Genomic DNA, 11,967 nt, shown 5'->3' with positions numbered 1-11,967 from the left:
ACTAGTTACTGACTGCTTACATACGAAGGAGACTACTGATGGGATTGTTCGATCTGAGTAGGGCCTGGGTCGCTGCCAGCGGGCTGCTGCTGCTGGCGCTGATCGGTCTGGCTGCGAGCCCGACGGCTGCCCAGGAGCCCCAGCCGGTCGTGACGGCGAGCTTTGAAGGCGCGCCGACCACGGTCAGCACCGGCGTCACCGTAGACCTGGTCCTCCGCCTGACGGCCAACGCAGATGCGGTCGATGTGACGGCCGAGATCCTGCCCGCTCCCATGGTTCAGGTGGTCGGCGGCTTGGGCCGCTGGTCTGGCTCGCTCGCCCGCGGCGCGGTCCTGGACATTCCGGTCTCCGTTCAATTTACTGGCAGCGGCGAGTGCACGCTCGGCGCCCGGGTTACGAACCGGCTGGTGAATGGGCAGGAGCAGGTGACCGGTACCGTCCTCTACGTCACGGTCACTGCCGGCGCCGCGCATCTGAGCATCGAGCCTCATCCCGGGGAATGGCTTCGGGAGCCCGCTGCGGTTGGCGAGGTCGTGGTGGGCGTCGCCGAGCCGCCGCCCCCACTCCGGCCGGGGGAAGCCCGGGCGGTCCCTGATCCGCGGATGGAGTCGGGGACCGTAAGCGGCACCGTCCAGTGGCAGGACCCGGACGGCCACTTCTTTCCCGTGAGGCGCGCCCTGGTTGCGTTCTACGACGGGACCGACAACTACCTCGGCGTCCAGACCAGCACCAACGACGCCGGCGCCTACTCGGCGACCGTGAATACCCCTACGAACTCGGTTATCATCAAGATCTTTGCCCAGGACGTCGACAACACCCGGGTTGCCGTCTTTCCGTCTGGCCAGTCAAATCTCCGCTACCTCCTCCAAACGGGCGTCCTTCCCATAGCCCACTCGATGACGCAGAACATCCAGACCGGCCGCCCGGTACTGGGCTCGCCCGGCGCGCCTAGCCCCGACACGGATGCTGATCGTAGTGCCCGCATCATGGCCGTGTATGACGCAATGTTGACCTTCTGGTTTCAGTTCACGGGACTTATCGGCCACAACATGCAGCAGGCGCTGACGAACTATCCGCGTACCGACGGCACCGTCTCGTTCTACAACCCCAATACGCAGCAGATGGTCATCACCCGCGAGCGCGCGTTCGCCTGGGATGTCCTCGGCCACGAGTTCACCCATTTTGGCACGAACCGGGCCGCCCTCCGGCCGATCGACAACAACCCCGGCGGCAGTCACAGCGGCGGGTCTGCTATTGGGCAACTCCCCTGTGCCACTTGTTCTCCTCGGAATCGGGATGAGGGGATGCGGCTCGCCTGGAGCGAGGGTCTCGCCACCTACTTCTCACTGGCGCTCCAGAACCAGCCGGCCGACCCGGGCTTCCCTTTTCCGGCCACGCTCGCCCGGATTGGGGACGGTAGGTACACGACGACCGAGAATTTCATCCTCGATTACTCAGCCGAAACCCCAGACTCGAACGAGGGGTTCGGATCGGAGAACTCGGTCCTCGCCATGCTGTGGGACTTCCTGGACACCAACCAGGACGGGGATCAGGTGATCGACTCGATTGCCGGGGTCGGCCCGCAACTGCTGTGGAATGCCATCAACACCCTGCTCCCGTGTAATCCCTGTGATCGGGTTGACCGCGTATGGACCGGGGTGCGGAACTTCTTCGGTGCCGACAACCTGGTGGTCTTCGACTACACCAAGCCGCTCGTGATCAATAACATAGCCCCGCGGGCGACGGCGCCCTCCAACGGGGCCAAGGTGGCCGGCGGGGTAGGGTCTAAGTTCGAATGGGTTGCGAACGGCGACCCGAGCGCGAACCACCGAAACAATAAGTTCCGGATCGTCATCTCGCGGGACGACTTCCATCTCCACAAGTTCATATTCGACGTACCGATCGGCGAGACTTCCTTCACGCCGACTGACACCGACTGGTTGGCGGTCCTCGCCGGTGGTACCCCTGACACCGTGTACAAGTGGTACGTGGAAGGGACGAGCACTGGCGATCCCGAGGTCCCGGAGGGGTCGGTCTGGATCAGTAACCTGATGACCCTCACCGCGCGGACCATCCACGGACGGATTACCTGGACGCCACTAGGGGCAGATGTGGACTTCCACTTGGCGCCTCCGGCTGGGCAGGACGTCGCCTACTACAACCGGGACCCCGGCTGGGCGACGCTGGACCGGGACTGCATCACCTCCTGCACCGAGGAGAACATCAGCTTCGACCATCCGATCGGGCCGGGCAACTACCGGCTCTTCGCCCATTACTTCAGCGACCACGACAAGGGCGCCGCGACGGTCCACGCTGAGGTGTTCTTCAACGACATCAAGGTGGTCGACGAGACCTTTGTCCTCGGGGAGACGGGGGAGACGCATAATATCCTCACGGAAAACATCCCCGGTTCGCCCGCCGAGCCGGCCAGGGTGATGAGCGGGCCCGCCTCACGGCGCTCGCTCCTGGATAGCCGGACGCTGCCGCCGAAGTAGACCCCAGGTGAGGCTTCGCGAGGGGGACAGGGCTCCCCTCCGATCACTTAGCTGCTGGTCGCTCACGATTTATTCTTGACAGCGACGGCAAAGCTGGCGCATGTTGTCCTTCCAGGATTGAGCTTTTACGAAAAGGAGGGGACGTTCACAAATGTTACGGGACGGGTTCAGCGCCTCGCATGTCAACTGGAACTTCCCCTCATGGAAGGGAACACAGAAGCGGTATGGAATGAACTCGCCCGATCGGTGTCGGCATACGCAGGCATAACGTACGAGAGTGTCGGTGAGTTCGGAACGCCGTTGTATGGGGATAGACCGAAGGCTGAAGACTGAAGGTTGTTAGGGGCGAATAGCGCAAGAGCGCTTAGAGCTGCCATAAAAGCTCTTACCGGAGTGTGGTGTGAGCGTTAGCTTGATATACTTTAGCCTAACCGCCTGACTAGTTACTGACTGCTTACATACGAAGGAGACTACTGATGGGATTGTTCGATAACAGACAAGTCGACCCGAACGTCGTGACGACGACGGTCGAGTGGCTCTTCAACTGGGCCCGTAAATCCTCTCCTTGGCCGATGACCTTCGGCTTGGCATGCTGCGCGATCGAGATGATGGCCACCGGCGCTTCCCGCTTCGATCTTGACCGTTTGGGGGCGGGGGTCTTTCGCCCATCGCCGCGCCAGTCCGATGTCATGATCGTAGCCGGGACCGTTACCGAGAAGATGGCTCCTCGGATTAAGACGCTCTATGAGCAGATGCCCGACCCCAAGTGGGTGATCGCTATGGGCGCCTGCGCCATCTCCGGCGGCCCCTTCTACTATGACACCTATCACGTCGTCAAGGGGGTAGACCTGCTCGTTCCGGTCGACGTCTACGTCCCCGGCTGTCCCCCTACCCCTGAGGCGCTCATCTTCGGTATCCTCACCCTCCAGGAGCAGATCACCCGTGGCGAGCGCAGTAAACCGGGTGGCCGGCCGACCTTGCCGGAGCCCCTGGTGGCTGCCTGAGGAGGACACTATGGGACGCTACTTTACAGATCTTTTCGGCGGCAGCGCGAGCATCGCGCGCTCCCTGTGGGTGACGCTCCGCTACCTCTTTACTCCCGCGATCACCGTCCAGTACCCCGATGAGCATCGGACGCAACCGTTGCGCGCGTTGAACCGCCACGTGCTCAGAATCGATGAGACGACCGGGCAGCTCAAGTGTACCGCCTGCGAGGCGTGCGCCAGGATCTGTCCCACTCGCTGCATCGAGCTTACCGGGACCGGTAAAGGCAAGAACCGCCACCCGTCGGCCTTTACCATCGACCACAACCTTTGCATGTACTGCAACCTCTGCGTCGAGGTGTGCCCCTTCGACGCGATTACGATGTGGACGAGGATCGGTGAACTCAGCTCCGATGCGCGCAGCGGCCTGGTCTTCGATCTGAAGGCCCTGACGGCGGAGCGCTTCTACCCCTCTCCGACGACCCCCGAAAGACCGCCTGCGCCGGCCCCGGCGCCTGAGCCCGAAAAGGTAGAGGCAGCGGCTGCGGCGCCCACTTCTTAACATGGGCACTCCAGCGGAAGACGTCATCATTCTTGGTTCAGGCCCGGCGGGCCTGACGGCGGCCCTCTATACTGCTCGAGCCAATCTGCGTCCCCTGGTTATTGAAGGGAACGAGACCGGCGGGCAATTAGTCCTGACGACGCTGGTCGAGAACTACCCGGGATACCCCGATGGACTCATGGGGCCGGATCTGATCTCACGGATGCGACAGCAGGCGGAGCGGTTCGGCGCGAGGTTTGTGAAGGGAGATGTTACAGCCAGCGACCTGAGCAGCAACCCGTTTACCCTGATGGTGGAGAATGACGTACGTCAGACCAGGGCGCTGATCGTCGCGACGGGGGCTTCAGCGAATCTGCTGGGTCTTGAATCGGAACGCAAGCTACTGGGACATGGGGTCTCGACCTGCGCCACGTGCGACGGGTTCTTTTTCAGGGATCAGCAGGTGGCTATTGTCGGTGGGGGCGACTCGGCGGTTGAGGAGGCGCTTTTCCTGACGAAGTTTGCGACGAAGGTGACACTGATCCATCGGCGGGATAAACTTCGGGCGTCGAAGATCATGCAAGAGCGGATCTTCGCGAATCCGAAGATCGAGGTCTTGTGGAACCGAAGGATTGTTGAGATTCTTGACCCGTCGCAAGGGAAGGTGACCGGCATCACAACCCGGATTGATGGTTCGTCCTCATTGGAGACACTCGCCTGTGATGGTGTGTTCGTTGCAATCGGGCATTCCCCCAATACGAAGCTGTTCTCGGGACAGTTGGAGTTGGACGAGCGTGGTTATATTGTCACGAATCATGGGACGATGACCAGCATCCCCGGTGTCTTTGCTGCCGGCGATGTGCAGGACCATATCTATAAACAGGCCGTCACGGCAGCCGGATCGGGGTGTATGGCTGCCCTGGATGCCGAGCGCTATCTGGAAAACCAAGGGTAAGATGATAAGCAGTCAGCCATCAGCAATAATCAGCCAGAGCACGCACGCTGAAAGCTGATAGCTGAATGCTGAGGGCTGTGTTATGGCAATGAAACCGATGAAGGCGCTCCTCGACCTGGAGGCGGGGATGCGAATCGTCATGGACGCGGCCCAGCCGATAGAGCGGACCGAACAGGCGACGCTGCTCGAGGCGGTGGGGCGGGTTCTGGCTGAAGAGGTCTGCGCGTCTATGGATGTGCCGCCGTTTACGCGGGCAGCCATGGACGGGTACGCCGTGAAAGCAGAAGATACGTTCGGCGCCGGGAACTTTTCACCCAAGATCCTGGAGCTGATTGAGGTCATTCACGCCGGGGAGTCCGCCCGCCTCAGCGTCCGGTCGGGGAGCTGCATCCAGGTGGCAACGGGCGCCCCGATGCCCGGTGGCGCCGATGCCGTCGTGATGGTGGAAGATACGGAGCTCGACGGTGACAAGGTACGGGTCTACAAGCCTGTCTATCCGCAACAACACGCATCACCGATGGGTGAGGACATCAAGGCGGGAAGTCTGGTCCTGCAGCGTGGGATGCGTCTGGACCCGAGTAAGATCGGCGTACTGGCGGCCCTCGGGTTCCAAAAGGTTACGGTCTATCAGAGGCCCCTGGTCGCGGTGATTCCTTCCGGCAATGAAATCCTCTTAGCCGGAGAGGTGCTCAGTCCGGGGAAGATCTACGACATCAACTCCTATACCCTCTCTGCGTTGATTAGCGAGAACGGCGGCATTCCGCACATCTTTCCAATCATGAAGGATACATTGGAGTCGGCGATCTCGACGATCCGACAGGCCCTCTCGTATGACCTCATCGTCCTGTCCGGAGGCAGCTCTGTTGGCGAACGGGACATGATGGTCGAGGCGGTGCAGCGGATGGGGGAGGTGAAGTTCCACGGCATCGCCGTCAAGCCTGGCAAACCTACCCTGTGCGGTATTGTGGAAGGCCATCTCTTGCTTGGAATGCCGGGCTATCCCACGTCATGCTTGACCAACGGATACGGGATCCTGGCGCCTGCGCTCCGAAAGATGGCAAGGCTGGGCCGGCAGGCGCTTGCCTCAGTGAAGGCCCCGATGGCCCGTCGATACACCTCGACGATCGGGCGGCATCAATATCTGCCTGTCCGCCTTGATGGCGGGGAGGTGGTCCCTGTTTTCAAAGAATCAGGTGCCATTACCTCGATGGCTGACGCGGAGGGGTATATCGAGATTCCTGCCAATGTGGACCTCCTCGAAAAGGGAGAAGTTGTGGAGGTTCTCCTGTTTTGACCATCCATCCGGTTGTCTTTGGCGCCATTTCCTGGCAGCGCTGTCTGGAGGCGATACCTTCATGGACCTAACACTTGTTAAGCAACTGGCCATTCCCTCATCCTCTAAGATCGTTCTGCTAGTGGCTGATGGGCTAGGGGGCCTGCCGAGAGAGATGGATGGTCGAAGTGAAATGGAGGTGGCCAGGCTCCCCAATCTCGACGCCCTCGCAACTCGCTCCCTTTGCGGTCTCATCGATATGGTAGGCCCAGGGATTATCCCTGGCAGTGGACCGGGGCACCTTGCCCTCTTTGGCTACGATCCTTTTACATATCAAATCGGACGAGGCGTTCTTGAAGCGTGTGGCATCGATCTGGAGCTTTGTTCACGCGATGTGGCAAGTCGGGGTAACTTCTGCACACTCGATGAGGAAGGCAGAGTTGTCGATCGGCGCGCCGGGCGAATTACAACTGAGACCTGCGAGCGCCTGTGTCGTCGACTCGATCAGATCCGAATCGAGGGGGTAGAAGTCATCGTCAGGCCCGTCAAGGAACATCGGTTCGTGGTCGTGTTTCGGGGAGAGGGGCTCTCTGATGCCCTCTCCGATTCCGATCCCCTGGTCACAGGCGAGCGGCCCCTTCCTGTACAGGCTATCAGCTCAGGCGCGGAGCGGACGGCGGAGCTTGTCAATCAATTCCTGGACCAGGCGCGTGGAGTACTGAAGGAAGAGAAACCGGCCAATATGGTCGTACTCAGGGGCTTTGCCGCGCCGCCAAAGCTCCCTGTATTGCCGGAGCTGTTGCGACTTCGAGCAGTAGCGATTACCTGTTATCCGATGTATCGCGGTCTCGCCAAGCTTGTCGGCATGGAGGCGTTACCCTTCTGCGCCGACTTGGATGACGAACTGCGCGCGTTGGCCAGGAACTACGACCAGTATGACTTCTTCTACGTGCATTTCAAAGGGACCGATCGGGCCGGCGAGGACGGCGACTTTGACGCGAAGGTTGCTGCGCTGGAAGAGCTGGATCAGCGAATTCCCCAATTTCTTGCGTTACGTCCCGATGTGTTTATTATGACCGGCGACCATTCGACTCCGGCCATCATGAAAGGCCATAGCTGGCACCCGGTCCCTTTCTTGCTCTGGTCGCGATGGTCTCATTCTGCCGGGGTCGGCAGATTCACCGAAAGAGAGTGCGCTCAGGGACTATTAGGGACGATGCGGGCAATTGATCTTATGCCCCTGGCAATGGCCAACGCTCTGAGATTCAAGAAGTATGGGGCATAGGGCCAGAAACAGATTGGGGCTGCGAGATCAACGTTGAAATTGACAATCGTATAATAGTATCTTTAATATGAAAGAGAATGAAGGCGTTCATAGTCAGTGAGACTCAATAAAACGTGAGGCTCTGATTCAAACTCTCATCGCCAACGGGGCTACGAGACGCGACCGACGAAACACACGCGCTAGACATTTTCCAAACAAATTGACCGAGATCGCCATGGCAGTGACCCTTCCCATCTATATGGATCATCTGGCAACGACACCTGTCGTCCCAGAGGTGTTCGAGGCAATGCGTCCTTACTTCTGCGAGCGGTTCGGTAACCCGGCCTCTCGTAGCCACCCTTTTGGCTGGGTGGCCGAGGAGGCAGTGGAGCACGCTCGCGCACAGGTCGCGCAGGTACTTGGCTGTAAGGCGGCTGAGATCGTCTGGACGAGCGGCGCCACGGAGGCGAACAACCTGGCTCTCAAAGGGGTGGCCGCCGCCTACCGGGAGAAGGGCCGGCATCTCATTACTTCTCGGATCGAGCATCACGCTGTCCTCGATACCTGCAAGCGACTGGAGCAAGAGGGCTGTCAGGTCACCTACCTCCCCGTAGACGGAACAGGACGCGTCGATCCTGCCGACGTGGAAGGGGCGATCAGGAAGGACACAGTTCTCATTTCTATCATGGCGGCGAACAACGAAATTGGGACGCTACAACCGATTGCTGAGATTGGCCGGATTGCTAAGCGCCACGGCGTATTGTTTCATACCGACGCTGCCCAGTATGTGGGCAAGCTTCCGCTCTCGGTGGATGACTGGCAGGTCGATCTCCTTTCAGCGTCGGCACATAAATGTTATGGTCCCAAGGGAGTGGGCGCGCTCTATGTGCGGATGACCAAGCCTCGCGTCAAGCTGGTCCCCCAGATGGATGGGGGCGGCCACGAGAAGGGCCGCCGCTCCGGGACGCTCAATGTTCCTGGGTGCGTCGGTTTCGGCGCGGCCTGCGCCCTCGCCGAGCGCGAGCTTCAGACCGAGCCCGCGCGGCTCGTTGCGCTTCGCGAGCGCTTACGGAATAACCTCTGGTCAGGGCTTGATTACCTGCACCTCAACGGTCATCCGACCGAGCGTCTTCCCGGCAATCTGAATGTCTCTTTTGAGTTTGTCGAGGGAGAGTCGCTGCTCATGGCACTCAAGGGGATAGCCGTCTCCTCAGGTTCTGCCTGCACCAGCGCGACGCTTGAGCCCTCGTACGTCCTAATGGCGCTTGGCCTGAACGCAGAGCTGGCGCATGCCAGCATCCGTTTCGGCCTCGGCCGGTCGAATACCGAGGAAGAGGTGGACTATGTCGCTGCCCGGGTGATAGAGAGCGCGGCTCGTCTGCGGGCGCTTTCACCCTTGTACGAGATGGCCCTTGAGGGGATCGACGTAAAAGGTACGCAATGGAGTCTCCGCGCATGCTAGGAGAGATGCCGCAAGAGACATGCGGTTCGTCGTGTGTTAAGATCATCGAGACGATAGCAAATCGTTCTATTTTGAGCTGACGATACGAGCCTTTCAGCGAGGAGCCGAGGCTTCAACAAAAAGCTCTCGAAAGAAGGAGGTCCCAATGGTTACCCTGACCGAGTCGGCTGCAACGAAAGTGGCTCATCTGCTCGAGACGCAAGCGACGCCTGACGAAGGTCTGCGCGTTCGCGTCGTCGGAAGTGGCTGCTCAGGTCTCTCTTACCAGATGGAGTTCGACCAACCTCAAGCAGCCGACAAAGTCTTCGAGACAAACGGTGTCAAGGTCCTAGTGGATCCACAGAGCTATATCTACCTGGACGGCTCCGAGATCGATTATATCGAGAGCCTCCAGGGGGCGGGCTTCAGTTTGAAGAACCCCAACCCAAAGGCGAACTGCGGCTGCTGATTGTCACAATTCAGGTAGATAGACTGAAGGCTGAGAAGGCATTTAGGGTTGAAGCAGTGAGTACGCAAAACTCCGGGCATCTGATTCGTACCTTGCGAGACAATGCATCACCTTCAACCTTCAGCCTAAACACCTGAGCGGTTACGAGGATACATCATATGTCTCAGTTGGCGGATATCGACACCTCGCACTCCAAGGCGGAGGAAGAGGAGTTCCAGCGCGGCCTTCTCCTGACAACCCTGGACAGTTTGGTCAATTGGGCAAGGAAGTCGTCAATCTGGCCGGCGAGCTTCGGGCTTGCCTGCTGTGCTATTGAGATGATGGCAACGGGCGCGTCGCGTTTCGATCTTGCCAGATTCGGGGCTGAGGTCTTTCGGGGGTCGCCACGTCAGTCCGACCTGATGATTGTGGCCGGCCGCGTGAGCCGCAAGATGGCCCCTGTCCTGAGACGGATCTACGATCAGATGCCTGAGCCAAAGTGGGTGATCGCCATGGGCGCATGTGCGTCTTGCGGTGGGATCTTCAACACCTATACCATCGTTCAAGGCGTGGACCAGATAGTTCCGGTAGATGTCTATGTTCCCGGCTGCCCGCCCAGGCCGGAGCAACTGATCCACGGGATCATGCTGCTGCAGGAAAAGATCGTCAAGGAGCAGCCGAGCAGGCAGGGTCTCTTCCACCTTCCTTGGCGAAGGACAGCATAGGGAAGTCGCGTGCGGTGCGTCAGGAGTTGCGACGATGATTGCCGAGATACTCAGGGGGATGGCGACGACGTTCAAGCACATCTTTCGAAAGTCGGTGACGGTGTCCTATCCGGAAGAGCGACTTCCGCTTGCGCCTCGCTACCGTGGCCTGCACATGCTCGTTGTGGGCGAGGATGGGATGGAGCGGTGCGTGGGCTGCGAACTATGCGCGGTCGCCTGTCCCGCCGATGCAATCTATGTTGAGGCAGCCGAGAATACCGAGCAGGAGCGCCACTCCAGGGGTGAGCGCTACGCGAAGGTGTACAAGATTCATATGTTGCGCTGTATCTTTTGCGGCTACTGTGAGGAGGCCTGCCCGGAGGAGGCGATTGTGCTTGGCAAGCAGTACGAGCTTGCTTCCTCCAACAGGGATGGCTTTGTATACGGAAAGGAGCGTCTGATGACGCCACTGGCGGAGGCGCTGAAGCAGCGGCCTGACCTCCATCCTGACTGGTAGCTGAATCACAGCGAAATAGGGAGGTGAAGTCAGTGCTTGCGCAAGGCGGCCATGGCCGAAAGCGGCGGTATGTCTGGGCTTGAGGAGGGGTGATGCCGCAATCCTGAGCGGCAGATAATTGTGTGAAGAGTTCGGCAAATCAACGGAGGGAGGGCATGGTAATCAGGCACGAAACGTTTACGGTAGCTACGGAGGATCGACTCCAATTCATGGACCTGACAAAGCGTGTGCGAGATCTGCTTCAGCGGTATGAGATCAAGCAGGGGTTGGTCATCCTCAACTCCCTTCATACGACGACTGCACTATTTATCAATGAGTGGCAGGAGGCCTTGCTCCATGACATTCAGATCCTGCTGGACCGCCTGGTCAATAAGCAGGACGGCTATCGTCACAACGATCCGTGTTACTCTGATTGTGATCGGAGCAACGCCGACTCGCACCTTCGCTCCCTCCTGCTCGGTCGGCAACTCGTGGTTCCGATGGTGGATGGGGAGATGAGTCTCGGCACCTTTGAGTCGATCATCTTCGCCGAGTTGGATGGGCCGAGAGAGCGGCAGATCCAACTCCAGATACTGGCCGAATAAGGGGGTTGGTGGCGGAACCCCGCGCAAGCGGCAAGCGAATGAACGAGGCTGGCGCCGGGATTGCTGCACTTGAAGAGGGCTGGCATTCTCCGAAGGGACGGGCTATTCGCGAGGTCGTCTTTGGGATGCACGATGGCCTCATCACGACGATTGGTTTTCTGTCCGGGGTCAATGCCGCCAGCGCCAGCTTACGCGTGATCGTTATTGCTGGCTTGGCGGAGGCCTTTGCCCAGACTCTTTCGATGGGATTTGGGGCCTATCTCTCGACAAAATCGGAGCGTGAGTTCTACCAGCGAGAGATTGTTCGAGAACGGTTGGAAATCCAGACAACGCCGGAGAAGGAACGCGATGAGATGCGCCAGATCTACCGGAGCAAGGGCTTTACTGCAGATGAAGTCGAGATGGTGGTCACACGCATGACTGCGAACAACGAACTGTGGCTCAAGACGATGATGATGGAGGAACTGGGGCTGATTGAAGAGCGATTCGACAACCCACTCAAGGTGGGTCTGCTGATAGGGGCTTCGTCCTTTGTTGGAGCCTTTCTCCCGATCCTTCCTTATTTCTTCTTCGAGCCCAGGTGGGCGTTCACGGCTTCGGTCGCCCTGGCCGTGTCGGCCCTCTTTGCAACCGGCGCGGGCAAAACGTTCCTGACAAAGAAAGTCTGGTGGAGTAGCGGGCTCGAGATGATGGGGATCGGGTTGTTGGTCTCGGTTGCAGGGTACGGCATCGGGTACTTCCTGAGTGCCCTCTGGCGCTAAG

13 protein-coding genes are annotated in these 11,967 nt (G+C 59.5%); all 13 read left to right on the top strand.

The genetic code is table 11. The features are described from left to right. Positions 1-38: 38 nt before the first annotated feature. The 13 genes from PHV01_RS03685 to PHV01_RS03625 all read left to right on the top strand — a co-directional run bounded on the left by PHV01_RS03685 (position 39) and on the right by PHV01_RS03625 (position 11,966). The gene (locus PHV01_RS03685; RefSeq protein ID WP_337289798.1) at positions 39-2,495 is read left to right on the top strand and encodes a hypothetical protein; all 2,457 of its coding nucleotides are present in this window, start codon (positions 39-41) and stop codon (positions 2,493-2,495) included. Positions 2,496-2,546: 51 nt separating this feature from the next. Continuing rightward, on the top strand, positions 2,547-2,828 hold the full coding sequence (locus PHV01_RS03680) for a molybdopterin-dependent oxidoreductase (protein ID WP_337289833.1): 282 nt from the start codon (positions 2,547-2,549) through the stop codon (positions 2,826-2,828). A 143-nt stretch (positions 2,829-2,971) separates the two neighbouring features. Beyond that, positions 2,972-3,499, top strand: coding sequence for an NADH-quinone oxidoreductase subunit B family protein (locus PHV01_RS03675; protein ID WP_337289797.1), 528 nt, complete (start codon positions 2,972-2,974; stop codon positions 3,497-3,499). Positions 3,500-3,509: 10 nt separating this feature from the next. Further along, positions 3,510-4,040: an NADH-quinone oxidoreductase subunit I gene (locus PHV01_RS03670; protein ID WP_337289796.1), complete on the top strand. Its 531-nt coding sequence runs from the start codon at positions 3,510-3,512 to the stop codon at positions 4,038-4,040. A gap of 1 nt (position 4,041) precedes the next feature. Beyond that, the gene (gene trxB, locus PHV01_RS03665) at positions 4,042-4,974 is read left to right on the top strand and encodes a thioredoxin-disulfide reductase (protein WP_337289795.1); all 933 of its coding nucleotides are present in this window, start codon (positions 4,042-4,044) and stop codon (positions 4,972-4,974) included. Between the two features lie 82 nt (positions 4,975-5,056). Beyond that, entirely contained in the window at positions 5,057-6,268 is a 1,212-nt protein-coding gene (gene glp, locus PHV01_RS03660; RefSeq protein ID WP_337289794.1) for a gephyrin-like molybdotransferase Glp, read from the top strand. Between the two features lie 61 nt (positions 6,269-6,329). Then, complete coding sequence (locus PHV01_RS03655) at positions 6,330-7,532, top strand: 2,3-bisphosphoglycerate-independent phosphoglycerate mutase (protein ID WP_337289793.1); 1,203 nt, start codon at positions 6,330-6,332, stop codon at positions 7,530-7,532. A 220-nt stretch (positions 7,533-7,752) separates the two neighbouring features. Further along, on the top strand, positions 7,753-8,973 hold the full coding sequence (locus PHV01_RS03650; RefSeq protein ID WP_337289832.1) for an IscS subfamily cysteine desulfurase: 1,221 nt from the start codon (positions 7,753-7,755) through the stop codon (positions 8,971-8,973). A gap of 145 nt (positions 8,974-9,118) precedes the next feature. Next, positions 9,119-9,421, top strand: a complete 303-nt coding sequence (locus PHV01_RS03645; RefSeq protein ID WP_337289792.1) for an iron-sulfur cluster assembly accessory protein — start codon at positions 9,119-9,121, stop codon at positions 9,419-9,421. A 158-nt stretch (positions 9,422-9,579) separates the two neighbouring features. Next, complete coding sequence (locus tag PHV01_RS03640) at positions 9,580-10,125, top strand: NADH-quinone oxidoreductase subunit B family protein (protein WP_337289791.1); 546 nt, start codon at positions 9,580-9,582, stop codon at positions 10,123-10,125. Between the two features lie 34 nt (positions 10,126-10,159). Further along, complete coding sequence (nuoI, locus tag PHV01_RS03635) at positions 10,160-10,621, top strand: NADH-quinone oxidoreductase subunit NuoI (protein ID WP_337289790.1); 462 nt, start codon at positions 10,160-10,162, stop codon at positions 10,619-10,621. A gap of 155 nt (positions 10,622-10,776) precedes the next feature. Continuing rightward, positions 10,777-11,205: a secondary thiamine-phosphate synthase enzyme YjbQ gene (locus PHV01_RS03630; protein WP_337289789.1), complete on the top strand. Its 429-nt coding sequence runs from the start codon at positions 10,777-10,779 to the stop codon at positions 11,203-11,205. Positions 11,206-11,213: 8 nt separating this feature from the next. Next, positions 11,214-11,966: a VIT1/CCC1 transporter family protein gene (locus PHV01_RS03625; protein ID WP_337289788.1), complete on the top strand. Its 753-nt coding sequence runs from the start codon at positions 11,214-11,216 to the stop codon at positions 11,964-11,966. The last annotated feature ends 1 nt before the right edge of the window (position 11,967 follow it).

The organism is Candidatus Methylomirabilis sp. (assembly GCF_028716865.1).
In the GTDB taxonomy this organism is placed as follows: Bacteria; Methylomirabilota; Methylomirabilia; order Methylomirabilales; family Methylomirabilaceae; genus Methylomirabilis.
The sequence above is the reverse complement of the archived record's forward strand: the minus strand, read 5'-3'. Positions and strand labels throughout refer to the sequence as shown.

Coding starts and splice junctions, on each gene's coding strand:
- PHV01_RS03685 (WP_337289798.1), top strand. CDS start 39: ATGGGATTGTTCGATCTGAGTAGGGCCTGGGTCGCTGCCAGCGGGCTG.
- PHV01_RS03675 (WP_337289797.1), top strand. CDS start 2,972: ATGGGATTGTTCGATAACAGACAAGTCGACCCGAACGTCGTGACGACG.
- PHV01_RS03670 (WP_337289796.1), top strand. CDS start 3,510: ATGGGACGCTACTTTACAGATCTTTTCGGCGGCAGCGCGAGCATCGCG.
- trxB (WP_337289795.1), top strand. CDS start 4,042: ATGGGCACTCCAGCGGAAGACGTCATCATTCTTGGTTCAGGCCCGGCG.
- glp (WP_337289794.1), top strand. CDS start 5,057: ATGGCAATGAAACCGATGAAGGCGCTCCTCGACCTGGAGGCGGGGATG.
- PHV01_RS03655 (WP_337289793.1), top strand. CDS start 6,330: ATGGACCTAACACTTGTTAAGCAACTGGCCATTCCCTCATCCTCTAAG.
- PHV01_RS03645 (WP_337289792.1), top strand. CDS start 9,119: ATGGTTACCCTGACCGAGTCGGCTGCAACGAAAGTGGCTCATCTGCTC.
- PHV01_RS03640 (WP_337289791.1), top strand. CDS start 9,580: ATGTCTCAGTTGGCGGATATCGACACCTCGCACTCCAAGGCGGAGGAA.
- nuoI (WP_337289790.1), top strand. CDS start 10,160: ATGATTGCCGAGATACTCAGGGGGATGGCGACGACGTTCAAGCACATC.
- PHV01_RS03630 (WP_337289789.1), top strand. CDS start 10,777: ATGGTAATCAGGCACGAAACGTTTACGGTAGCTACGGAGGATCGACTC.